Raw genomic sequence first — 23129 nt, forward strand, 5'->3', positions numbered from 1 at the left:
TCTCGAGGAGAGCGTAAATGAAGGCAGCGACGATTGGAGCAGCGTTGATGGTGGCGGCTTTCGCCGCAGCGCAACCGGTGTGGGCGCAAGATGCGATGGCCAGTGCCGCGCAGGGCATTGTCAGTGCGGTGCAACCGGTGCATGTGAAAGCGGAGATCGTCGGTATCGATCCGGGCAGCCGCACCCTCACGCTCAAAGGGCCGGGCGGCAACGCGGTGGTCGTGCTGGTGAGCCAGCAAGTCGCCGGCTTCGATCAACTGAAGATCGGCGATCGGGTGGATGTGCTGTACAAGAATGCGTTGCTGGTGAAGGCCGACAAGGTCACCGGCGCAGACAAGGGCATTCGTGCGCGCGTCGACACGCAGGTATATGCCCCGGCTTCGGGTGGCTTTGAATCCGCGCGTCAGATCGAAGTGCTCGCCACCGTGCAGAAGATCGATCACAAGAAGCGCCTCGTCACGCTGCGCGGCGCGTATCAGACGCAAACGCTTGAAGTCGGACCGGACGTCGATCTGAAGGGCGTCAAGATCGGCGATACGATCCACGCAGTATTCGTTTCGGCAGCCGCCGTGCAGGTGACGCCGCAATAAGTTGCGCACTCAATGCCACGCCAGTAAGAGGCGCACGCTCAAGTAGCCCACGTTTAAGCAGCTCGCATTTAGGCAGCTCGCATTTAAGCAACCGGCATTTAGGCAACCCGCATTCAGGCACCATCAAGCCGCCGCGCAACGCGGTATGCCTGGCTCCTCGGAGCCTGCATGGCGGATCGACAAACACCCCTCATCGCAGGGGTGTTTGCTTTTCCGCGGTACGAAAGCTCGACCATCGAGTCACGACAGGGCACGCTACCGAGTCGCCGGCGCCCCCAGGCCCAACCATGCGAGCCGCCCCAGCCAACGCCTGACGAGACGGCGTCTGGCGGGCAGCGTGCAACTCAACGACGCGCGCGCGGTGCGTTCGCTATCCGTGCTGAGCCACACGCGTTCGCCGCGTTGCAGCCGGAACGCGTTGCCCGGTTCGAGCCAGTGATCGTAAGGCGAGTTGACGCGCGTGAGCCATAGGCGCGCGCCGTGCGCGCATAGCGTGCTGTCGGCGTCGACACGCCATGTCAGCGTTGCGCCTGGCACTACGGAAAAATGTAGCACTACCTTCGGCAGACGCTCGTCCTGTTGATAAGCAGACAGACTTGAGTCGTCGTCCATGCACTGCGGGCTTGCCTGATCCATCTTGCTCTCCGTCATCGAGCCGGCGGACGGAGGCACCCATAAAACAAAAGGCCCCTTCCGTTACCGGCGGGGCCTTTGGGTTTTGTTTTGCAGATTCAGACTGCTAACGCGCACATGCTCCCAAATGCCTGCCGATCGTGGCATGCATTGTTGGGTTTTTAATCGCGAAGGCGATGGAGGTGTGCGTCAACATGCGAATGAGTGTGCCGTTTTGCCGCAGGTCTTGTCAATAAAAAAATCGCAATGGATTCAAGCGACAACGCGAGGCGCGCAGAGTCGATGCATCTGGCTTGCCGCCAGGCAGCGGCGAATTTGCACGGCGAGTGCGCTTCGCAATGCGTAACGCTTGCGTCGGGTCGCGTTGCCGGTACCGTTGCTCTCTCAGGCAATGCCGCCAGTTGGCATAGATGTGCGCATCCAGCGAGACCACCCCGTCATGATTGCCGGCGCAGGCGAGGATCGGCGCTGGATAGTCTCGACACGGTTCGTAAAACTGATCGTCGTAACGAATTTATGTCGACCTATGTCACGGCCCGTTCGAATCGCCCGCAAACCCTTGTCCAGCGGGGTTCTGTCGCGGTGAAACAGGGTGACATATCTTCGCTGCTGATTAAAACCAGACGTCCTTCTATAGTCCGTTTGTCGCCACGCCGCAGTGCGCAGAAGTGGCCCGAAATCAAGAAGGACATACCGTGGAAAACTGTTCGTTCGTCGTCCCTGCCGCCGCCGCTTCCGCTGCTTCCGTGACGACCGCCGCATCCGTACGCAGTGCGGTGCGCAAGCTCGCGCTCACTGCAACCGTCGCCGTACTCGCGCTCGGTAGCGCTTCGGCTTTCGCCTGGTCGCAGCATGGCACCGCGTACACCTCGCGCGGCACCTACAACGGCGCGCGTTACGGTTCGTGTGGCGGCGGCAGTTGTTCGCACGCTGGCGGCGTGGCCGGCCCCTATGGCGGCATGGCGACCAACACCGGCACGGTGACGCGTAACGCTCCCGGGCAGTTCTCGAATTCAGGCACGGCGACGGGACGCTACGGCAACCAGGTCCAGCATGCAGGCGACACCAACTGTGCGGGCGGCACCTGTTCACATACCGGCACCCTCACCGGACCGGACGGCAAAACAGCCACCACCTCCGGCGATGTGACCAAAACTGCGCCTGGCCAGTATTCGTCGTCCGGGTCGATTACCGGCTCGAACGGCAACACGGTCAACCACTCGGCATCGACAAATTGCGCGGGCAATTCGTGTTCACGTTCGGGCACGGTGACCGGGTCCGATGGCGGGACCGTCAATCACTCCGGCACGGCCACGCGTGTTGCGCCGGGCGTCGTCACGACATCGACGAGCACGACGGGCACACATGGCAACACGGTGACGACAAGCGGGACGGTCACGACTACCGGCGTTGTCACGACGGGCAGCACGACGGTAGTGGTTGCAGCGAAGCCGGTTGTCGTCGTACCGCCGCCGGTTGTGTATGTGCCGCCGCCTCCGGTTGTCTACGTACCGCCGCCGCCCCCGCCGCCTGCCGTGTATGTCGCTCCGCGCGTTGTCTATGTGGCGCCTGCGCCGCGCCCTGTCGTATGGGTGCCGGGGCATTGGGTGGGCAATGTCTGGGTGCCGGCGCACTGGTCATGAATGAAAACGTGCGAGTCAGAACCGGCGATGAGGCCGGCCACATCGGTCGGCCGCGGATGAGCGGGCAGGGACGTGCGCAGGCGATCCGGTTATGTTTCAACGCGATACGTACACTGGCGTTATGCAAGCTAGGCGCGTTGGCAACGATGGTCGTTGTTGCAGGTGTCGCGATTGCAGCGGGCGAGGGCATCACGAACACTGAAACGCATGCCGTGCACCGAGCGATTGAACCCCAACAGGACTGCTCGGCGAAATACGCAGCGTTGCTCGACCTCGCCGAATTGGCGAGACGTGATGGCAAATCGTCCGAGGTCGTGGTGCGGGGACTGAGCGCCCGCGGCGGCGCAATGAGTGAATGTTTGCCGACCAGCAGGAACGACAGGGCGGGGTAGGCGCGCGAATGGCCGGAGCGGCCATTCGCGCTTGTCAAAGGCACTCTTCCAAAGAAGCATGAACGCGGCGCTGCGTGACTACGTGGCCTGATTTTCCGGGCGCGTCAGATCGCGCTCCAGAAAAATCGTGCCCGCGATGGGATTAAAGACGTAAGCGGGGATCGGCTCGAAACCAAGCGACGCATAAAGCTGTTGTGCGGCCTGTATGTCGGGAAGCGTGTCGAGACGAATGCGCGTGTATCCCGCCTCCTGCGCTATTCGACAAATCAGCGTTGCCAACTGCCTGCCGACCTGTTGGCCACGCCCGGATGGGCGGATATAAAGTCGCTTCATTTCACACGTCGATTCATCCAAAGGACGCATCGCAACACAACCCACCACTTCCTCATTGTTTTGAGCAAGAAGAACGCGCCCCCCGGGCGCCGCAAACTTGCCAGGCAACTCCGCGAGTTCCGACTCGAAATTCTGGAAGCTCAGATCGATGCCCAGGCTTTCGGCATACTCGCGGAATATCGCCCGCACAACTTCAAGCTGTTCGGGAAATCGAGCGGGATAAATTTCTACCATGCACAGGTCTCCATCGCCTCACGAGCGGTTCTGGCGTCAGTTGCCGACGGAACGTTTATTCGGTTTCAGGCAGCACCAACGGGAACCGGATTTCGAACGTGGTCCCAATGCCTTCGCGTGACGCAAAATTGATCTGACCGTGCAACACACGGCAAAGCTCCTTGACGATCGCGAGACCGAGTCCTGTGCCGGGAATATCTTCGCCCGCAGCGCGTTCGAATTCGTCGAATACCCGGTTCACATCCGAAGGCGCAATGCCCACGCCGGTATCCGACACGCGAATCGACCAGTGTTCCGTGCCGGCCGTTGCGAAGACAAGTTCGATCTCGCCGGACTTCGTGTACTTTGTCGCGTTGGAAAGCAGGTTGACGGCAATCTGCTTAATTTTCAGACGATTGGACGTGACCGTGGATAGCGCCGGATCGAACGTTGCGTGTAACGTCAGTCCTTTGGACTCGATTGCCGGACGCGAAGCGGTGACGAGTTCATCGTAAAGCGCGTGCAGCTCAACCTGTTCCCGTGCGAGTGGCGTGTCGTCGCCGAGCACGACGGAGTACTCGACCATCTGGTCGACGAGTTGTTTCATGTCGGCGGCCTGCCGGTTGGCCAGCTTCAGCGCGGTATCGGCCTTTGAAGGCGCCCGTCCGATCAGTTGCAGCGCAATCGAAAACGCGTTCAGAAAATTGCGCAGATCGTGGACCACGCTGCGGGTGATCTGCATGCGTGACTCGTAAAGATCGCTGACCAGCCGCTGCTTGAGCGTCAGTTCGTGATTGGCGCGCTCGAGTCTGCCGGTGTACTCATCGATCTTGCGGTCCCGTTCGCTGACCACCTCCTTGATCGACGTGAGCGTGACCATGCTGAGTGTTTCGGCGACGAGGCGCCGCGCCCGGCCTTCGTGGCGGCGCGTGAATGTGCTGTCCTGACCAGCGAATTCTTCTAGCGCGTCGGCGAGCACCTGATGAAACAGATCGAGCTCGCGCACGAGTTCCTCAATCCGGTAGCCCTGACGCCAGCGGACCATGCCGTGTTTTCTCGCATTGCGTTCGATCGCCGGCTCGACGCGTTCGAGATCTTCGACGTCGAGTGCCAGGCATAATCCTTCGAGAATTTCCGGCAGATGATCGGCGAGCTGCTGATAGGTGAGCTTGTCCGCTTCGAAGAGGTCGACATCGCCGAAAACGGCTTTCATCCATTGCGCGGTCAGGCGAGCCTGCTGCTCGCGAATGAAATCGGCAAATTTGCGCAGCGGGCTAGGGGCTGGTTCGGTCATATTGGCTGCATCGAGGTGAAGTTTCTGCCTCATTATCGCCGCAATTACTGATCGTGGATCACCTCTTGGATAAGCCGGGCCGATGACAATGATATTCAGCCAGGCGGCTGTTGATGTTGCTGTTCAGGCGGCTTCGTGTCCGGCAATCTTTTCCGTTCGAGCGGGTGGCAGTAACGGCGTCGCCGGCATTGTTATTTTGGCGCAACGCCAACTTATTTTTGACGCGCTATTTATATCAGGCGTCATATCATCGCACTCTTTATTTTCGGCGGCGCTCGCAAGACGCGCCTGCGCAACTCAATTGAAAACCATCCTGTAGTCAGCATGCGCCATTGGCAAGTCATTGCAAGCACGCTACACGCAATAATCAGCAAACAATATTGCACGTTTTCGCAGTTCACGTGGAGCCGGCGCGCGAATGCGTTGCCGGTCCGTTCGCAGGTCTTGTTGGCGGCCAACACGCCTGCCAATGGGTATTGAATGCAAACAACTGAACACATAATCACCGCCAATTCACGGAGCCAACAAGTATGAAAAAGTCTTTATTCGTGGTCGCGCTTTCCGGCGCCTTTGCTATGTCGGCGCACGCGCAAAGCAGCGTGACCCTCTATGGTCTTATCGATACCGGATTGATCTACACGAACAATCAGGGCGGACATAGCAACTGGCAGGAAGTGACCAGCTCGACGCAAAACACGGTATTCGGCCTCAAGGGTACGGAGGATCTCGGTGGTGGCTTGCATGCGGTCTTCAAACTGGAGCAGGGATTCCTTCTGAATAACGGCGCGCAGGCTTTCTCCGGCGATGGTTTCGGCTCTCAGGCGTGGGTCGGATTGCAAAGCGATCCATACGGCACCGTGACGTTCGGCCGCCAGTTTGATGTGATGAACGACCTGGTCGGTCCGCTCACGGCGGGGTCCAACACGTGGGGCGGCAACATGGCTGCGCATCCGTTTGAAAACGACAACCTTGCTGCGGATTCAGTCGTTCTCAACAATATGGTCAAGTACGCGAGCCCGACGTTCAGCGGCGTCACGTTCGAAACGATGTATGCGTTCAGCAACAAGGCAGGCAGTTTCGCGGACAACCGTTCATATGGCTTCGGCGTCTCCTATACGCAAGGGCCTGTCAATCTCGCCGCCGGCTACCTGCAATTCAACAACGCAGGCGGCGCAGGCGGTGCCATTACCACGGGCGATACCAGCGCTAACTTCCTGGCACAACGCCAGCGTATCTGGTCGCTTGGCGGTAACTACACCTTCGGACCGGCTACGTTTGGCCTCGTCTGGAGCCATACGCAGATGGACAACGCGTCGGGTGTCTTCTCCTTCGGAACCGGCACTTACCTCGGTGCGAACGACTCTTCCGCTGGAACCCTGAGTGGCTCGCTGCGCCTCGACAACTACGAAGCGAACGTAAAGTATGCGATCACACCTGCATTGAGCGTATCGGGCGCGTATACCTACACGCATGGCGCCTATAACGGTTCGTCGCCGGGATGGAATACGGCGATGCTCCAGACCGATTATTCGATCAGCAAGCGCACGGACTTCTATCTTGAAGGCGTCTATCAGAACGTGCACGGTGCGCCTGCAGACTCGGTGCTCTCGCATGCCATGATCAACACGCTTTCACCTTCGTCGTCGGACTCGCAAGTGGCAGTCACCGTGGGGATGCGTCACGCATTCTGATCGGCCACGCGTTACCAGAGCCGTAATGACGGATGCCTGCACTTTGGCAGGCATCCGTCGACACCGACGGTTTCACGAGTACGTTGGTCTTCGCCTGCTACGATCCACTAGAAACGACCGGCGTATCCGCCTGACCACCCGCCTTCAGGAAATCGACAAATACGCGCAACGGTGCCGGCAAATGACGACGGCCCGGATAGTAAAGAAACGGCCCCGAAAAGCGCTGCCACCACGGCTCCAGGATCGGCTCCAACGCGCCGCTATCGAGATGCGGGCGCAGCATGTCCTCAAAAAGGTGAATCACTCCCACTCCTGCGACAGCGGTACTGACTGCAAGGTCGATTGCCGCGCCGGGCCTGACGAGGAGCGGTCCCGACGGATTCAACTGGATCGCCTCGCCGTCACGTTCGAAATACCAGGTCGGCGTGGCGCCGCCGGCAAATTGACCACGCAAACACGCATGAGAGAGCAGGTCGCGCGGATGCTCGGGTCTGCCATGCGTGTCGAGATACTCCGGCGCCGCGGCCGTAGCAAAACGCTGCACACGTGGCCCGATTGGAATCGCGATCATGTCCTGTTCAAGCCGCTCGTCATAGCGAATGCCCGCGTCGCAGCCGATTGACAGCACATCGACGAAGCCATCCTCCACCACAACTTCCACGCGTATGTCGGGATAGGCCTTCAGGAACTGGGGGATGACGGTCGGCAACACGATGCGCGCGGCGCTCGACGGGACGTTGAGTTTGAGTGTGCCGCTCGGCTTGTCCCTGAACCGGTTCAAGACATCCAGCGCGGCTTCCATCTCGCTGAACAATGGCGTCAGCTTTTCGATCAGTCGCAGTCCAGCTTCGGTCGGGGCCACGCTGCGCGTGGTTCGGTTGAGCAGGCGCAAACCGAGCTTCGACTCGAGACGGCGTACCGCAATGCTCAGGCTGGAGGCGGAGACGCCGCTGATGCGCGCGGCGTCACGAAAGCCGCCGGCGCGAGCGACCGAAACGAATGCGGCAAGATCGTTGAATTCCATGGCCGTTGTTCAAAATGTTTAACAACCCGTGCAATTTAGGCTGGATTATCGAACAACGCAATCCCCGTCATACTGCCTCTCAATACCTCACATCAAGGAGCGCGCTATGTCGGACTTCACCTCCGTGGACACATTTCCGCTGGCGGGCCACGCCGTGCAGCGCATGGGCTATGGCGCCATGCAACTGGCCGGACCCGGCGTATTCGGGCCGCCGAAAGATCGTGACGCAGCGATTGCCGTACTGCGCGAAGCGGTGGCGTCGGGTGTCAATCACATCGATACGAGCGACTTCTACGGGCCCCACATCACCAACCAGCTGATTCGCGAAGCACTGCATCCTTATCCGGACGACCTCGTGATCGTCACCAAGGTTGGCGCGGTTCGTGGCAACGATGGCTCGTGGCTGCCGGCGCTCGAACCGGAAGACATCGAGCGTGGCGTTCACGACAACCTGCGCAATCTCGGTGTCGACGCACTCGACGTCGTCAATATGCGAATCATGGGCAGCGTGCATGCACCCGCCGAAGGGTCGATTGAAAAGCAGGTCGTGGCGCTTGCTGAACTTCAACAGCGAGGACTGGTTCGCCATATCGGCTTGAGCAACGTGACCGCGGCACAGGTCGCCGAGGCACAAGGCATCGCGGAGATCGTCTGCGTACAGAATCACTACAACCTGGTTCACCGGGAAGATGATGCGCTGGTCGATGAACTGGCGGGGAAGGGGATCGCTTATGTACCGTTCTTCCCGCTTGGCGGATTCACACCGATCCAGTCGTCAGCGCTGTCCACGGTCGCGCAAACGATCGGCGCGACGCCGATGCAGGTGGCGCTCGCCTGGCTCCTGCATCGTGCCTCTAACATTCTGCTGATTCCGGGCACTTCGTCGCTTGGGCATCTGCGTGAAAACATGCAGGCAGCACGTTTGAGCTTGACCGACGAGGTGCGCGCTGAACTGGATGCGATTGGCGCAGGGAATGGGGAGGCGTGACCACGTATAGCGTGAGTGTCGAGTTGGGCCTCGGCACTTTCGCGCGTGTTCACGTCGCCACCGCATCCGTGATGCATTCCCGCAGCCATTGATGTGCCGGGTCGCGATGAGAGCGTTCATGCCAGAGCATCGCCATTTCGTAACCCGGTACTTCAACCGGCGCCTCGACGACCCTGAGCGCGCTATTGCCGCGTACCAACCGCGAAGGCAGCATCGCCACGAGGTCTGTGTTCGCGAGGACTGACATCATGAACAGGAAGTGCGGGACCGAGAGCACAACTCTGCGCGTGAGACCGACCGCAGCCAACGCGTCATCCGTGACGCCGCTAAATCCACCGCCATCCGGCGAGACGATCACGTGTTCCAGTTTGCAGAACTGCGCGAGCGTTGGCCGTCGCTTCAGGCGTGGGTGATCTGCGCGCCCTACCAGCACATATCGCTCCTTGAAAAGCACCCGCCCGCGCAATCCGGGCGGCGCGCCTTCGCGGGTATGGAATGCCAGATCGATGTCGCCTTGTTCCGCTTGCTTCGCAATGCGTGGTGGCGCAGCTTCGACGATTGCGAGCCGGGTGCCGGGCGCCGCCGCGCGCAAACTGGCCAGGGCGGGCAGCAGGATTGTCGATTCGGCATAGTCGGTTGCGGCCACGCGCCACGTATGACTCGCTTCGGCCGGATTAAATGGACTGGCCGGCGCCACCGCGTGCTCAAGTGCGTCGAGTGCCTGGCGCAAAGGTTCGCGCAATTCTTCGGCCCTTGCGGTGGGGCGCATGCCGCGTGGTCCCGGCAGCAACAAGGGGTCACCAAAGATATCCCGCAGCTTGGCAAGATGCACGCTCACCGACGGTTGAGAGAAGTTCAAGCGTTCCGCGGCACGGGTCACGTTGTGCTCCGACAGCAGGACGTCGAGTGTCACCAGCAGATTGAGGTCCAGTCTTCTGAGATTATTCATGGTAATACCTGACATATTGGTAATTCATTTCCAATATACCGGACGGAGACCTATCGTGTCCCTTTCTGGTAATGGAGGTCAAGGTCATGAATGTTCTTCTCGTCTATGCGCACCCCGAACCCCGGTCATTGAACGGGTCCCTTAAAGACTTTTCGGTAAAGCGTCTCGAGGATGCCGGGCATGTCGTCCAGGTATCCGATCTGTATGCGATGAACTGGAAAGCATCGCTCGATGCAAACGACAGCCTGGATAGGCAAACCGGCGCGCGTTTCAATCCCTCTCTCGACTCAAAGCGTGCTTTTAAGGATGGCCGGCAAAGTCAGGACATCGCACTCGAACAGGAGAAGCTGAGGTGGGCGGATGCCGTGATTTTGCAGTTTCCGCTGTGGTGGTTTTCGATGCCTGCGATCCTGAAAGGCTGGGTGGAACGCGTCTATGCCTATGGCTTCGCGTATGGGATCGGAGAGCACTCCGACGCGCGCTGGGGTGACCGCTACGGAGAAGGCGCCATGGCAGGCAAGCGGGCCATGCTGATCGTTACAACAGGAGGATGGGAGTCTCATTACAGCCCACGGGGTATCAACGGGCCGATCGACGACGTGTTGTTCCCCATTCAGCATGGGGTTCTGTATTACCCCGGCTTCGACGTGTTGCCACCGTTCGTTATCCATCGGACGAGCCGAATCGACGAAGCGAGATTTTCAGAGGTCCGTGACGCGCTCGGACAGCGTCTCGATGACCTGTGGAAGACTGCGCCGATACCGTTTCGCCCTCAGAACGCCGGGGCGTACGACATTCCGGAACTCACATTGCGACCCGATCTTGCTCCGGATCAGGTCGGCTTTTCAGCGCATATTGAATAGACGCGGTACCGCCCCTGCATTCACGTGCCGGGTGTAACCGTTGAATAGACGTTTGGTTTGGGCCGGTCCGGTTCCCCCTTGGAGCGGCGCCAAGCTGACGAGACCGTATGTTTCGCTGAAATTTGGTTGTAAGTCGCCGTTGCTAGAGTCGTTGTCAGAATTTTGCCGCCAGATGCCAGACAGTGTTCTTCGAACACATAGAAAGGGGGAGAGCGACAAACTATGAAAATGAACCGTGTGTTCTGGCTCATTCTGACGCTGCTGTTCACGAATCCGGTCTGGGCGTTTCAGTCCAGGGTCGTCACTATTCCCAGCGCAGCCATGCATAAGTCGTTCGAGGCGACTGTGGTGCTGCCTGACCAATACACGCACGGCAAAGCGGCCGATCGCTTCCCCGTCGTCTACCTGCTGCACGGCTCAGGCGGCGACTACACCGACTGGACCGCAAATTCGCATATCGGTAAACTCGCCGACCGCTATCACGTGATCCTCGTCATGCCGGACGGCGGACATGAGAGCTGGTATATCGACAGCCCAGTCGACCCGCGCAGCCGTTACGAAACCTATGTAGGCACAGAAGTCGTCGGCTATATTGACACGCATTTCCGCACGATTGCGACGCGCGAGGCGCGCGCGATTACGGGGTTGAGCATGGGCGGGTTCGGGGCGTTGCATATCGCGCTGGACCGGCCGGACGAATTCGGCGCTGCGGGCAGTATTAGCGGCGCGGTCGATCCGCGCGGGTGCGAGGATGAGCCCGGGATCGATCAGGTGTTTGGGGATCCGACTCGTCACGCCGACTTCTGGAACAACGAGGCGATTGTTGAGAATGCCCGTAGTTTGGGGAATGCGCATATTGCGCTGACGATCGATTGCGGGGTGAACGATTCACTTGTTCAGTCGAACCGGACGCTGCATGCACGGCTTGTCGAGCTGGGGGTGCCGCATGATTACGCGGAGCGGCCTGGCGGGCATACGTGGAAGTATTGGTCGAATGCGGTGCAATACCAGGTGCTATTTTTTGCCAGTTCATTCAAGCGGAGTGGGGGCGCGGCGCAGACGTGATGCATCGATTGATGCTAGAAACTGGCAGACAGCGTGATGCAACGCCTGTACGCCAGGACTCGATTCGAGCGCACGCCAGCACCCATGCACGAGCCCGGTTCCAATCCATAACTGGGCGTGTCCGCCGGCCGCATTAACGCGTTCGACAAACACCCTCGCGTCGTCCCGTAACGGATCGTGTTCAACACCGATGGCAAGCGTGGGCGGCAAACCCTCGAAGCGCGCCGCATCGAGCGGTATCGTCCACGCAGGATAGGGCGCGCGTTCGCTCCCGGGTTCGCCCCAATAGAGATCGCGAAATGCATATACATCAGCAAGCGTCAGCATCGGCGCGTGTGCTTCGCTTTCGCGTGCAGGCATTTGTGGCTCGGTGCGGAGCATCGGATAGACCAACGCGAGTCCGCATATGCCCTGAACACCGTCATCACGCAGCCGCATAGCGACGCTGGCAGCGAGACTGGCGCCGGCACTGTCACCCGCCAATTGCAGCGTACTTTCCGCTAGCGAATCAAACGGCAACCGGCCGTCCAATGCCGCGAGCGTGACCTCCAGACAATCGTCATGCGCGGCTGGCGCGCGGTGTTCAGGCGCAAGCCGGTAATCGACCGCAATCACGTCGAGGCCGGTGTCCGCAGCAATACGCGCCGTCACGATCTGATGACTCTCTAGTGAGCCGAGCACGAAGCCGCCACCGTGAAAGTAAAGGACGGTGCTTCCGGCTGTCCCGCTCGCCTTTTCACGATTCCGATAAAGCCGTAACCTGATCAGATGCCCGGCGTTCGCCCGAAACACAGCGTCTTCGGCTATCACATTGGCGGGTAAAGGCGGCGTGAGTGCAGCCGCATAGCGCTCGTAAATCGCGCGCTGCTCGCTCGGCGGCAATGAAGTCGAATGCCCCGCATAGATGGCAGCGGTTCGCTCGATGAACGCGGCGATCTCCGGTTCAAGCATGCTCACTCCCCTCGCTCCCATTACGTGGTGTCTTGACAGGCAATCCGATCACGCGACCCGCAAACCTGGCCGCCGGCAACACAGTATGCGCTTGCGCCAATGTCCGAACGCGCGCCTCGACATCGGGGTCGAAGGCAACAGCGCGCGGTCCGCCTGTATCGACGTGCAGCAGCATCTGTTCGCCTGCGGCCACCGGTTCGACGCCATCATCAGCAAACATCTCGAGGTAAAGATGCAGCCGCTTCGCGTCACGCCCAAGCACGCGCATATCGACGCGGACCTGCACGCCTTCCTTGATTTCATGCAGGTAGTTGATGTGCGCTTCGAGCGTATAGATCGAGCGGCCACGTTCTTTACGCACCGAATCAGGCAGCCCGATGACGTCAATCAGCACATCAGTCGCGAAACTAAAAATCAGCATGTAGAACGCGTCGCGCAAGTGGCCGTTGTAATCGACCCATTCAGCGCGCACGGTATCGCGATAGCAGGGCAGCGAAGCGTGGTCCGGCATATGCAATCATCTCCTTGATCAGTATGAGCTGCATCGGCCGCTGCGGGAACGCACTGGGCCCATGCAGCGGTGCTGCCCGCCAGCGCACAGCGGCATCACAGCGGTATCACTCCGCGGGAAGCAATCCATGCCGCGCCTTGGCTTCCCCAATCGCCGCCAGCACACTCGTAATGCAATCATCCCGATAGCGTTCAAGCTGCTTGATCGAGCGCGGCCCGACCTGTTCAGATGTCCCGTCCACCACCCGATCGATCAATTCGTCAGTTAACTGCGGCGCTACCAGTTTAGTCCACGGCAGCGCCAATGCTGGTCCAAACTGCTGCATGAAGTGGCGCATACCTGCATCACCGCCCGCCAGCGTGTAAGTCAGGAACGTGCCCATGAACGACCAGCGGATGCCGGCGCCGAAGCGGATTGCGTCGTCGATTTCGCCCGTGGTCGCCACGCCTTCGTTGACCAGATGCAGCGCCTCGCGCCACAAGGCTTCGAGCAAACGGTCGGCAATAAAACCGGGTACTTCCTTACGCACGAGAAGCGGCCGCATCGACAGCGAACGATAAACCTGCATCGCGGCGTCGATGGTTGCCGGTGCGGTATGTTCGCCGCCGAGCACTTCGACGAGCGGCAGGAGATACACCGGGTTGAACGGGTGCCCGACGATGCAACGCTGCGGATTCACCGCCCGTGCGTAGAAATCGCTCGGCAGCAGGCCGGAAGTGGACGAAGCAATGATCGCATCCGGCTTTGCCGCACGACTGATCTGCTCGTGCAAGGCGAGCTTCAATGCTTCGCGTTCGGGCGCGCTCTCCTGAATGAAATCCGCCTGTTCGACACAGGCTTCAATCGTATCGACGAAACGCAACCTGTCGGGCGTTGCGCCCTCGGCGAGACCGACGCGCTCCAAAGCCGGCCACGCATTTGCGATGTTCTCGCGTAGCTGTTTCTCCGCGCCGGGAGCAGGGTCCCACGCGACGACGTCGAGCCCATGCGCAAGCGCGCGCGCCACCCAGCCGCTGCCGATCACGCCCGCGCCGATTGCCGCAAATGTTTTGATATCGACGATCACTGCCATTGCTGATGTTTCCTTTGCCTGTGAGTTCTCAAGTCCCGAAGCGCGCTGCATCAAGCGCAACGGATACGCAACATAGTCACGCGTACTGTCCCGCCACACGCCGCTCCAATTGCCGCTCGCCACGCGCGGGCAAGCCGAGCTTGCGGCGGCCTTCGGCGGGTGTCAGCGCCCGCCCGCCGAGCCGTTCGATGATCTCAACCGCGCGTTGCACCAGCGTGCCGTTCGTTGCGTGCACACCTTTGTCGAGCCAGATGTTGTCTTCGAGGCCGACACGCACGTGGCCACCGAGGAGCATCGCCTGCGCGACCATCGGCATCTGCATGCGACCGATGCCGAAACCGGCCCATTGCGCGCCAGGCGGCAGGTTGTCGGCCATCGCTTTCATCGTCGTGGTATCGGCTGGAGCACCCCATGGAATGCCGAGGCAGATCTGAAACAGCGGCGGCGCGTCGAGCAAGCCTTCCTTGAGCAATTGCTTCGCGAACCACAGATGCCCGGTATCGAAAATCTCCAGTTCCGGCTTCACGCCGAGTTCCTGGATACGCTGCGCGCCGGCGCGCAATTGCGCGGGTGTCGACACATAGATGTAGTCGCCGTCGCCGAAATTGAGCGTGCCGCAATCGAGTGTGCAGATTTCCGGTAGCAGTTCCTCGACGTGCGCGAGCCGCGTCAAGCCGCCCACGAGGTCAGTTCCCGCGCCGAAGCGCATGGGATCTTCGCCGGGACCGATCTCGAGATCGCCGCCCATGCCCGCCGTCAGATTGATGATGACGTCTGTACCGGACGAGCGGATCCGGTCAACGACCTCGCGATACAGCTGCGGATCGCGGCTGCCGCGGCCGGTCTTCGGATCGCGGACGTGACAATGCGCAACGGTGGCGCCGGCTTTCGCGGCTTCGATAGCGGCTTCGGCGATCTGCTTCGGCGTGACGGGAATGGCCGGATGCCTGCCGACCGTATCGCCCGCGCCGGTGACCGCGCAGGTCACGATGACTTCATGATTCATGCTTGCTAGTTCCTGTGGATTGAGATGCGCAACTCGATGGATGCAGGTCGGACTGGGTCAAAGCCTTGGGTCGAAGCCGACCGCGTTAAAGCTGACCGCGTCGAAGCCGACCGCGTCAAAGCTGACCGCGTCAAAGCTGACCGCGTTAAAGTCCGAGATAGGCCTTCACCGCCGGCAAACCGTCTTTACCGTCATAGGTCTTCACCCCAGCGAGCCACGCATCCAGTACTTGCGGGTTCTTCTTCAGATACGCTTTGGCGGCATCGGTGGGTTTCTCCTTGTTCATCACCGACTGCATCACCACGTTCTCCAGTTGCGTCGAAAAGCGCAGATTGCTCACGAGCTTGCCCGCGTTCGGGCAACGCGTCAGAAAGTCGGGGGACGTCAGCGTATAAACGCGTGCTTCGCCATCATTCGGACCGAATACGCCATCACTGCCGGTGAGGTATTTCATATCGATCTGGATATTCATCGGATGCGGTTCCCAGCCGAGAAACACCACCCATTTTTTCTCGCGAATCGCGCGATCCACCGACACCAGCATGCCCGCTTCACTCGATTCAATCAGCTTGAAGCCGCCGAGGCCGAACTGATTGTTGGCGATCATTTTCTGAATCGCCGCGTTCGCACTGCTGCCAGGTTCGATGCCATAGATCTTGCCGTCGAGCTGATCGCGGTGTTTTGCAATGTCGGCGAAAGTCTTGAGCCCGGCGTCGTATTCGTAACTCGGCACGGCGAAGGTGGCTTTAGCGCCAGTCATGTTAGGCGGTTGCAGCACCTGAATCGATTTCGAATCGACGAACGGTGTAATCGCCTTCTCTTGCACGGGCCACCAGTAACCGAGCGACACGTCGAGCTGTTTGCTCTTCAGGCCGGCGAACGATATCGGCACCGAGGCGACTGTCGTAACAGGCTGATAGCCGAGCCCTTCGAATACGGTCGAGGCGAGCGCGGTGGTCGACGTGATGTCGGTCCAGCCGATGTCGGCAAAATGCACCGCGCGGCAGGCGGAGGGATCTTGTGCGAGTACCGGCGACGCAGCGGCGACGGCCGCCAGACAGGCAAGATGGGCAAGCAAGGCTTTGACGCGTGACTTCATGACGTTCCCCCTTCTGACACGTTAAACAGCGTGTTTCGACACGGCCGCGACGAGAACAACAGGGCGGCCCCCGGACCTGCGCGATATGGCTTTAGTAATGCTTGAACTGCACGATTGACGTAACGTTAATGCCCCATATTCCTGCCAAAGCGACCGGCAGCGACCCATTCTTGCTTCCACGCGACAACGAGGGAAAACCAGCATCGTTCGTCATTGCAGTGCAGCATCAATTTGCGTGGTGAATTTTGGTGCGCCTTGCCGGCTCACGCGCTGCTTGCTACGCTCGGCCGGAATCCCGCATCCGCTTGCGGTTTGTGTTCCTGATCGAGTCTGCGCAAGATGCCCGAAGATATGTCGTTCCTGCTGCTGCCGGGTTTTTCGGCGATCGGCTTCATGTCGGCGGTCGAGCCGTTGCGCGTGGCGAACCGCTTTCGCGGCGGTCTCTACCGCTGGCGCATTCTGAGTCTCGACGGCGCGCCGGTCGCGGCCAGCAACGGTATTTCGATCAACGCAGATACGGCAATCGCCGATGTCCGTGAGACGCAGACGGTGTTCGTCGTCGCGGGCTTCGAGCCGCTCGCCTGCTATACGCGCGTGCTGGGCGATTGCCTGAAGCGGCTCGAGCGTGCCGGTGCGACGCTCGGCGGCATCGATACGGGCAGCTTCATCCTCGCGGAAGCCGGGCTCCTCGGTGGCTCGGATAGCGTGACCGTACATTGGGAAGCGTTGTCGGCGTTTCGCGAGCGCTATGCCTCGCTGAATGCAAGTCAGGAGCTGTTCGAAATCGGCGCGCGGCGCATCACGTGTGCGGGCGGCACGGCGTCGATCGACATGATGCTCGACCTGATCGGCCGCAAGCACGGCGCAGCGTTGGCTTCGGCGGTCTCGGAACAGTTTGTCGTGAGCCGGATCCGCCAGCGTTCGGACCATCAGCGCATGGAAATCGCGGCGCGTTACGGCGTGCACAACCGCAAGCTGATTCAGGTAATCGGCGCAATGGAACAGCATATGGAAGAGCCGCTGACGCCCGACCAACTCGCAGAGGAGATCAGCGTGACGCGGCGGCAGTTGGAGCGGCTGTTCTGCGCGTCGCTGAAGGACACGCCGACGCATTTCTATCTGCAACTACGCCTCACCCGTGCGCGCGAGTTGCTGCAACAGACCGACATGTCGATCACATCGATTTGCGTTGCATGCGGATTCGAGTCGCCTTCGCATTTTTCGCGGACGTATCGCGCGCGGTTCGGCGTGAGTCCGAGAGGCGACCGGCAGGTGATGGGCGGCAGAAATGGCGCCGCCGGGCTGTCATCAAGCGAGGCTACGCAGGCGTCGAACTCATGCACATGATCCGCAAGGGGCAGATGAATGACGGCGGCGTCGATCGAACGGTTGCCGCGCAGTTCTATTCGCCAGTTATATAAGCAAGCCTAATCATATTTCGACTTGCTCGCGCAGCCTGTCTTATCGCGACATGGCCCTCATGCGGCCAGAATAAATGATGAAACTAATTATCAAAAGCGATTGCGGGCGTCGTACCAGCTTTTCAGCCAGTCGTCCAAGCCGTTGATGGAACGCCGCGTCTGAGACTTCAAGCTGTCTGCCGATATCTCCCAACTACCCCTTAAAGGTTAGATCGCACCGTTGTTCTAGCCCTTCGGTCTGATTTTCATCCGCAGCCCCGCACCCTAGTATCGCAGTACCCCAACGCAGACATGCCGACGGGCTTGCTCGCAGCGACACAGGAGAAAAGGGTATGGGTATCAGAGATATCGGTGTTCGAATCGGTCACGGCACGCCCGGTCCGTTCAACGGCATTACCGACGTGCAAGGCGTCAGAGTCGGTCATCGAACACTGGTCGAGAACCGGGCAGAAGTTTCGATTCGAACCGGCGTGACGATCATCGAGCCGCGCCCCGGCATCGCCCGGTTCGAGCCATGTTTCACCGGCTGTCACGTACTCAACGGAAACGGCGACGCGACCGGCCTGGAATGGATACGCGAGTCCGGTCTGCTGTCCACGCCCATCGCTTACACGAACACGCATAGCGTCGGCGTAGTCCGCGATGCGCTCGTCGCCGCCGAGCGCACATCGGTCGGCGGTAGCCAGTACTGGTGCATGCCTGTCGTGCTGGAAACTTTCGATGGGGTACTGAACGACATATGGGGACAGCATGTCACCGCGGTGCACGTTCACGAGGCGCAGGCGCAGGCGACGAGCGGACCGGTCGCCGAGGGATCGGTCGGCGGTGGTACCGGCATGATCTGCCATGAATTCAAAGGTGGCATCGGAACGAGCTCACGCAGACTGGAACCGCGTGAGGGCGGCTGGACCGTTGGCGCGTTGGTCCAGGCCAACTACGGCCGCCGCGAAGCGCTTCGCGTGGCCGGCTACCCCGTCGGTGACGTGCTGCGGGAGGTGCCGTCGCCGTTCGAGGCACGACAGGCGGGCGTCCCGGGGATGGGGTCGATCGTGGTGACGCTGGCCACCGACGCGCCGCTGCTCCCTCACCAGTGCGAGCAGCTGGCGCGACGCGCGAGCATCGGGCTGGCGCGCGTGGGCGGCGGCACCGAGTATGCGAGCGGCGACATCTTCGTCGCGTTCTCGGTAGGCAACCGCGGCATCCCGCCGGCGGATTACAGCACGCCGGGCGAGCCTCTCATGAGCCTGCGTGCCGTCAGCGGTGATTTCATTTCTCCGCTATTCGTCGCGGCCGCAGAAGCAGTTGAAGAAGCGATTCTTAACGCGCTGTTCGCGGCCGACGATATGGAGGGACAAGGCGTTCACGTCCACGCGCTCGGCGCCACGCGACTGCTGAAGGCACTGGAGCAAGTCGGCTGGCGCCGCGACGCACATCCAGCCGCGCATCGTGTTGCCGACTGACCCGTTTCCCACTTACACACGACTCTTCTTTCAAATCGGAAGGCCACTATGTCTCCCCGCTGTCTCATCACAGGAATTCTCGCAACATTGGGCGTGATGGCTATGAGCGCCAATCATGCCAAAGCAGAAGAACTGAATGTTTATAACTGGTCGGACAATATCGCCGACGACACCGTGTCGGGGTTCGAAAAGGAAACGGGTATTCACACGCGCTACGACGTCTACGACGGCGACGACACCTTGCAGGCCAAGCTCCTAAGCGGTTCATCGGGCTACGACGTAGTGGTGCCGTCGTCTGCCTATGCTGCCAAACAGATCCAGGCGGGCGTCTATCGGAAACTTGACAAGAGCAAGATTCCCAATCTCGCCAATCTGGATCCCGAGCTCATGAAAATGCTTGCCTCGGCCGACCCAGGCAATCAATACACGGTGCCATGGTCATGGGGCACGGACGGCATTGGCTACAACGCCACGAAAGTGACGCAAATACTCGGCAAGGACGCACCTTACGATAGTTGGGAGTTGCTGTTTAATCCGCAATATTTATCCAAACTTAAATCCTGCGGTGTCTCCGTACTCGACTCGCCGGAGGATACCTTCTCAGTTGGACTGATCTACCTGCATAAGGATCCCAATAGCACCAACCCTGCTGACTATCAGGCGGTATATCAGCTATTCAAGACGATTCGTCCGTACATCACCCAGTTCAATTCTTCCGGCTACATCAACGACCTGGCCAATAACGATGTTTGCATCGCGCTGGCGTGGTCAGGCGACGTCGGCATCGCCAAACGGCGTGCAGAGGAGGCGCACCGCTCGTACGAGCTTCGCTATGTCATTCCGAAAGGCGATGGCGTGCTGTGGTTCGATTTGATGGGTGTTCCCAAAGATGCGCCTCACCCGGAAGCCGCGATGCAATGGATCAACTACATCCTTCAGCCTAAAGTGAGCGCCGCGATTACCAATCAGGTTTTCTATCCGAACGCTAACGCCGCCGCGCGCACTTATGTGAAGGCGGAGATTCTTAAGAACGATGCGGTCTACCCTGAGGCGGACAGGATGAAATCGTTGACGCTGTCCTTGCCTTTGCCGGCGGAGATCATGCGCCTTGAAAACAGGTTGTGGACGCAACTAAAGGCGGGGCGCTGACCCGTTTAGCGTATCGGCTGTATTGGCCCTGGGCGGAACTGAACAATCGGATCGTCGGGGCCGAGCAGCAAGCTTTCTTCTAGCCAATTTATCAACGCATGACTCAGTCCTGCGACCATGTCAAACGGAGCATGTATGAATCGAGCAAGATCGCGCGAGTTGGGAATCATTACCGGGACGCTGCCTACCGGTCGGTGGAATGCTATTACCGATGTTGCGGGTGTCCTGGTAGGCTATTCCACTTTGAATCGGGACACCCCTTCCATTGCGCACACTGGCGTGACAGCAATTTGGCCTCGATCAGCGATCTATCGAGACTCCGTGTTCGCAGGCGTTCATTCCTTCAATGGTTATGGCGAAATGACGGGAACACTCTGGATAGACGAACAGGGACTAGTCTCGGCCCCAATTTGTATAACAAACACATATTCGGTCGGTACAGTGAGAGATGCTGTCTGCGAACATGCAATCACTCATAGCAAGAGCGCCGAGCGTAGTCTCGAGCAGCCCCTCGTCGTTCATTTGCCAGTCGTCGCAGAAACGTGGGATGGTTTTATCAGCGATATTGACAGCATGCCTGTAACGAAGGCGATGGCGTTCGAAGCGCTCTCAAGCGCGGCCAGCGGTCCGATCGCGGAGGGAAATGTGGGCGGGGGTACAGGTATGGTGTGCCACGAGTTTAAGGGCGGCACGGGCACCGCATCGCGGGTTACGCCTCGCGGGTATACAGTAGGGGCCCTGGTGCAGACGAACTACGGTGCGCGAGAATTGCTGTGCGTCGGCGGTGTGCCAGTGGGCCGCGAACTGGGCGTAGATGTTGTCCCATCCCCGGAACGGGCGGCGGCAGATTCAGGCTCAATCATTGTTGTGCTGGCAACCGATGCCCCGTTGCTCCCCATACAATGTCAGCGCTTAGCCAAACGTGCAACCGTTGGCTTAGCCAAAGCGGGGGGCATAGGCGCAAATTCAAGCGGTGATATTTACCTCGCCTTTTCGACAGCGAACCACCTTACGCTAGACCAACCCGCATGGACGGTCGAGACACTTGCCCCTTTTTGTATGAGCCAGCTCTTTCGGGCTGCGGCCGAAGCCGTTGAAGAAGCTATTCTCAATTCGCTATTCGCCGCCGAAACGATGACGGGGTTTCAAGGGCGTACTGCGCATGCGATTCCGTTGGACCAAATGCTGAGCGTTATGAGAAAGCATCGCTGGACACCCAGTATCTAGCCCGTTAGTGCAGCCCAGCGTGTTCGTGGCTGACACCGCACCGCGTGCATTGCATCGCCGACCTTTCAATAACCTTCCGTGGCGATTGTGCCGATTCTAGCAACAGTGAATTCATGTGTTAGGGGTTTACCCTATATCCGCTGGCTCCTACACTATCTCTATCGACTGCAAACAAACAGGTTTGCAGTACGCCAAAAAACAAACTCTGGAGGTTGTCGTCATGAAATCCCTGATCGAAGCTGTTGTTATCGCCGCTCTCATCACTGCGCCGCTCGCTGCGTTTGCCCAATCCTACCAGCCGGTGACCCGCGCCCAGGTGCGCGCTGAGCTGGTCCAGCTGGAAAAAGCCGGCTACAACCCGGCGACGGCGAATGTCGACGATTACCCGGCGAACATTCAGGCAGCCGAGGCGCGCGTCGCGGCACAAAACGGCACCGCTCAAACCACCGGTTATGGAATGGCAACGAACGGGTCGTCACAAGCAGGCAGCCGCACCGAAACGACGCCGAGCTCTTACTCGGCTCCGGTCGCCAACTTCGGCCATTAACAGGCGACGGTGCGAGCGATTGTCTCGCACCCGTTTGATCCGCATCGTTGCACAGCGGCCCTGCTTTCACATCGATGTGAAAGCAGGGCCGCTGTGCAATTGAGCGTTGAAAGAGGGCGTGGGCGCTCTTAGTTTTACGCAGGCGCTTAGCGCTGTATGGCAGTCAACTGCCGGAGTTGCTCCAACAGCTTCACCGCCGGACTCGGCAAAATCCCCTGACGGCGCCGAAACGTCGTCAACGTGCGGCGTCCGGTCGGCCGCGCCTACTTGTGCGCGTTGCCGGAGTCTGAGCGTGAGCCGCTCGTTGCCGCGCTGCTTGAGGCCGCCGGCGACCAGGCTGGCGCTGTCCGGAAGAATCTCGACACGGCATTCGATGATCTCCGGCATTCCGGGGTGTGCATGGCGGTCGGCGAGTACCAGCGAAACGCGTACGGGATAGCACTCCCGTTGATGGTTGGGCAGTCGCGTACATTGATGACGCTCAATTGCGGGGCAGTGGAACTGGCTCCGGACATGACGGCGATTCGAAAACGAGTCATACCGGAGTTGAAGTCCGCCGCCGTCAGGTTGACTGATTTACTCGCTGACGTTGACTGCACGCCCTGATACCGGACCGATACGGCTGGAAGAACGGTTCGGTGATAGGGCTGCGTTGCGGCGACGGATGTTTGTGTCTTTACAGCGCTTCTGCCAGTTCCGGCGCGAGCGCGAACAGATCGCCCACCAGACCGTAATCGGCGACGCTGAAAATCGGCGCTTCCGCGTCCTTGTTGATCGCGACGATCACCTTCGAGTCTTTCATACCGGCCAGATGCTGGATCGCACCCGAAATGCCGACCGCGATGTACAACTGCGGCGCGACGATCTTGCCGGTCTGGCCGACCTGATAGTCGTTCGGCACGAAACCCGCATCGACGGCTGCGCGCGATGCGCCTAGCGCTGCGTTCAGCTTGTCGGCCAGCGGCTCCAGAACCCTCGTGTAGTTCTCGCCGTTGCCCAGACCGCGGC

The 23129-nt window shown here is 59.9% G+C and carries 24 protein-coding genes and 2 pseudogenes; 14 read left to right on the plus strand and 12 right to left on the minus strand.

Annotation, left to right across the window (positions count from 1 at the left end; all coding sequences use genetic code 11):
* The first annotated feature begins 17 nt into the window (after positions 1–17).
* A complete protein-coding gene (locus HHL24_RS13480) occupies positions 18–590 on the plus strand; it encodes a hypothetical protein (RefSeq protein WP_169485951.1) in 573 nt (190 codons plus the stop codon).
* A gap of 255 nt (positions 591–845) precedes the next feature.
* Here the strand turns inward: HHL24_RS13480 and HHL24_RS13485 are convergent, their stop codons facing one another.
* Positions 846–1226 (minus strand): DUF2917 domain-containing protein, encoded by a 381-nt coding sequence (locus HHL24_RS13485; protein ID WP_169485952.1) that lies wholly within the window; start codon positions 1224–1226, stop codon positions 846–848.
* Between the two features lie 692 nt (positions 1227–1918).
* On the opposite strand from HHL24_RS13485, the gene HHL24_RS13490 reads away from it, so the two are divergent.
* Both HHL24_RS13490 and HHL24_RS13495 read left to right on the plus strand, forming a co-directional pair.
* Positions 1919–2866: a hypothetical protein gene (locus HHL24_RS13490; protein ID WP_169485953.1), complete on the plus strand. Its 948-nt coding sequence runs from the start codon at positions 1919–1921 to the stop codon at positions 2864–2866.
* Positions 2863–3258 carry a hypothetical protein gene (locus HHL24_RS13495; RefSeq protein ID WP_230417435.1) on the plus strand — a complete coding sequence of 132 codons (396 nt, stop codon included), beginning with the start codon at positions 2863–2865 and terminating at the stop codon, positions 3256–3258. The genes HHL24_RS13490 and HHL24_RS13495 overlap by 4 nt, the downstream gene beginning before the upstream one ends.
* Positions 3259–3336: 78 nt before the next feature.
* Here HHL24_RS13495 and HHL24_RS13500 read toward each other — a convergent pair whose 3' ends face one another.
* Together HHL24_RS13500 and HHL24_RS13505 are read right to left on the minus strand one after the other, a co-directional pair.
* Entirely contained in the window at positions 3337–3825 is a 489-nt protein-coding gene (locus HHL24_RS13500) for a GNAT family N-acetyltransferase (protein ID WP_169485954.1), read from the minus strand.
* A 55-nt stretch (positions 3826–3880) separates the two neighbouring features.
* A complete protein-coding gene (locus HHL24_RS13505; protein ID WP_169485955.1) occupies positions 3881–5098 on the minus strand; it encodes a sensor histidine kinase in 1218 nt (405 codons plus the stop codon).
* Between the two features lie 82 nt (positions 5099–5180).
* On the opposite strand from HHL24_RS13505, the gene HHL24_RS13510 reads away from it, so the two are divergent.
* Together HHL24_RS13510 and HHL24_RS13515 are read left to right on the plus strand one after the other, a co-directional pair.
* A complete protein-coding gene (locus HHL24_RS13510; RefSeq protein ID WP_169485956.1) occupies positions 5181–5417 on the plus strand; it encodes a hypothetical protein in 237 nt (78 codons plus the stop codon).
* A 211-nt stretch (positions 5418–5628) separates the two neighbouring features.
* Positions 5629–6789, plus strand: a complete 1161-nt coding sequence (locus HHL24_RS13515; RefSeq protein WP_169485957.1) for a porin — start codon at positions 5629–5631, stop codon at positions 6787–6789.
* A 97-nt stretch (positions 6790–6886) separates the two neighbouring features.
* Here HHL24_RS13515 and HHL24_RS13520 read toward each other — a convergent pair whose 3' ends face one another.
* Positions 6887–7813 (minus strand): LysR family transcriptional regulator, encoded by a 927-nt coding sequence (locus tag HHL24_RS13520; protein ID WP_169485958.1) that lies wholly within the window; start codon positions 7811–7813, stop codon positions 6887–6889.
* A 106-nt stretch (positions 7814–7919) separates the two neighbouring features.
* Here HHL24_RS13520 and HHL24_RS13525 point away from each other — a divergent pair, with 106 nt between their 5' ends.
* Entirely contained in the window at positions 7920–8801 is an 882-nt protein-coding gene (locus HHL24_RS13525) for an aldo/keto reductase family oxidoreductase (protein ID WP_169485959.1), read from the plus strand.
* A 49-nt stretch (positions 8802–8850) separates the two neighbouring features.
* On the opposite strand, the gene HHL24_RS13530 is transcribed toward HHL24_RS13525, so the two are convergent.
* Positions 8851–9765, minus strand: coding sequence for a LysR family transcriptional regulator (locus HHL24_RS13530; RefSeq protein ID WP_169485960.1), 915 nt, complete (start codon positions 9763–9765; stop codon positions 8851–8853).
* A gap of 71 nt (positions 9766–9836) precedes the next feature.
* On the opposite strand from HHL24_RS13530, the gene HHL24_RS13535 reads away from it, so the two are divergent.
* Positions 9837–10613 carry an NAD(P)H-dependent oxidoreductase gene (locus HHL24_RS13535; RefSeq protein ID WP_169485961.1) on the plus strand — a complete coding sequence of 259 codons (777 nt, stop codon included), beginning with the start codon at positions 9837–9839 and terminating at the stop codon, positions 10611–10613.
* Positions 10614–10835: 222 nt separating this feature from the next.
* Positions 10836–11678 (plus strand): alpha/beta hydrolase, encoded by an 843-nt coding sequence (locus HHL24_RS13540; protein ID WP_169485962.1) that lies wholly within the window; start codon positions 10836–10838, stop codon positions 11676–11678.
* Here HHL24_RS13540 and HHL24_RS13545 read toward each other — a convergent pair.
* The 5 genes from HHL24_RS13545 to HHL24_RS13565 all read right to left on the minus strand — a co-directional run bounded on the left by HHL24_RS13545 (position 11643) and on the right by HHL24_RS13565 (position 16317).
* Complete coding sequence (locus tag HHL24_RS13545; protein WP_169485987.1) at positions 11643–12629, minus strand: alpha/beta hydrolase; 987 nt, start codon at positions 12627–12629, stop codon at positions 11643–11645. The two genes, HHL24_RS13540 and HHL24_RS13545, sit on opposite strands and share 36 nt — an antisense overlap.
* On the minus strand, positions 12622–13140 hold the full coding sequence (locus tag HHL24_RS13550; protein WP_169485963.1) for a thioesterase family protein: 519 nt from the start codon (positions 13138–13140) through the stop codon (positions 12622–12624). Before HHL24_RS13550 ends, HHL24_RS13545 begins: the two co-directional genes overlap by 8 nt.
* A gap of 106 nt (positions 13141–13246) precedes the next feature.
* Positions 13247–14212 (minus strand): L-carnitine dehydrogenase, encoded by a 966-nt coding sequence (locus HHL24_RS13555; protein ID WP_169485964.1) that lies wholly within the window; start codon positions 14210–14212, stop codon positions 13247–13249.
* Between the two features lie 76 nt (positions 14213–14288).
* A complete protein-coding gene (locus HHL24_RS13560; RefSeq protein ID WP_169485965.1) occupies positions 14289–15218 on the minus strand; it encodes a BKACE family enzyme in 930 nt (309 codons plus the stop codon).
* Between the two features lie 145 nt (positions 15219–15363).
* Positions 15364–16317 carry a choline ABC transporter substrate-binding protein gene (locus HHL24_RS13565; protein ID WP_169485966.1) on the minus strand — a complete coding sequence of 318 codons (954 nt, stop codon included), beginning with the start codon at positions 16315–16317 and terminating at the stop codon, positions 15364–15366.
* A gap of 339 nt (positions 16318–16656) precedes the next feature.
* Here HHL24_RS13565 and HHL24_RS13570 point away from each other — a divergent pair, with 339 nt between their 5' ends.
* The 6 genes and pseudogenes from HHL24_RS13570 (at position 16657) to HHL24_RS13590 (ending at position 22121) form a co-directional block, all read left to right on the plus strand.
* Entirely contained in the window at positions 16657–17664 is a 1008-nt protein-coding gene (locus HHL24_RS13570) for a GlxA family transcriptional regulator (protein WP_169485967.1), read from the plus strand.
* Positions 17640–17738 (plus strand): annotated as a pseudogene (locus HHL24_RS43620) (IS6 family transposase); the annotation flags it as partial. The gene HHL24_RS13570 and the pseudogene HHL24_RS43620, both read left to right, overlap by 25 nt.
* Before the next feature lie 332 nt (positions 17739–18070).
* A complete protein-coding gene (locus tag HHL24_RS13575) occupies positions 18071–19198 on the plus strand; it encodes a DmpA family aminopeptidase (RefSeq protein ID WP_169485968.1) in 1128 nt (375 codons plus the stop codon).
* Between the two features lie 48 nt (positions 19199–19246).
* Positions 19247–20347: a polyamine ABC transporter substrate-binding protein gene (locus tag HHL24_RS13580; RefSeq protein WP_169485969.1), complete on the plus strand. Its 1101-nt coding sequence runs from the start codon at positions 19247–19249 to the stop codon at positions 20345–20347.
* 135 nt (positions 20348–20482) lie between these two features.
* Positions 20483–21574: a DmpA family aminopeptidase gene (locus tag HHL24_RS13585; protein WP_169485970.1), complete on the plus strand. Its 1092-nt coding sequence runs from the start codon at positions 20483–20485 to the stop codon at positions 21572–21574.
* A gap of 220 nt (positions 21575–21794) precedes the next feature.
* Positions 21795–22121, plus strand: a complete 327-nt coding sequence (locus HHL24_RS13590; protein WP_169485971.1) for a DUF4148 domain-containing protein — start codon at positions 21795–21797, stop codon at positions 22119–22121.
* Between the two features lie 146 nt (positions 22122–22267).
* Here the strand turns inward: HHL24_RS13590 and HHL24_RS43970 are convergent.
* Together HHL24_RS43970 and HHL24_RS13600 are read right to left on the minus strand one after the other, a co-directional pair.
* Positions 22268–22369: pseudogene (locus HHL24_RS43970) on the minus strand (LysR family transcriptional regulator); the annotation flags it as partial.
* A 428-nt stretch (positions 22370–22797) separates the two neighbouring features.
* A partial coding sequence (locus HHL24_RS13600; RefSeq protein WP_206002846.1) for an electron transfer flavoprotein subunit alpha/FixB family protein occupies positions 22798–23129 on the minus strand: 332 nt, incomplete at its 5' end.

Origin of the sequence: Paraburkholderia polaris (assembly GCF_012927345.1) — a bacterium.
Classification (GTDB): Bacteria; Pseudomonadota; Gammaproteobacteria; order Burkholderiales; family Burkholderiaceae; genus Paraburkholderia; species Paraburkholderia polaris.